This window comes from Roseateles sp. AC306 (genome assembly GCF_979253795.1).
Genome location: NZ_CEEDEB010000104.1, coordinates 1 through 255 on the forward strand (window position 1 = coordinate 1; position 255 = coordinate 255).

Annotated in this window: 1 protein-coding gene; it reads left to right on the forward strand. The window is 49.0% G+C overall.

Annotated elements, in window-relative coordinates:
- Positions 1-255, forward strand: a 255-nt coding sequence (locus tag AC0IZJ_RS28570) for a hypothetical protein (RefSeq protein WP_471855646.1), incomplete at both ends; no start/stop codon positions are given.

Consider the following 255-nt stretch of genomic DNA (forward strand, 5'->3'; position numbering starts at 1 on the left):
GCATGCGCGCGTTAAAGTGCGTATCACCGAGTATGAAAAAGATGCTAACGGTGAATTAGTAGCGAAAACCAGCCTGAAAGACACGACTGTTGGCCGTGCCATTCTGTGGATGATTGTACCGAAAGGTCTGCCTTACTCCATCGTCAACCAGGCGCTGGGTAAAAAAGCAATCTCCAAAATGCTGAACACCTGCTACCGCATTCTCGGTCTGAAACCGACCGTTATTTTTGCGGACCAGATCATGTACACCGGCTT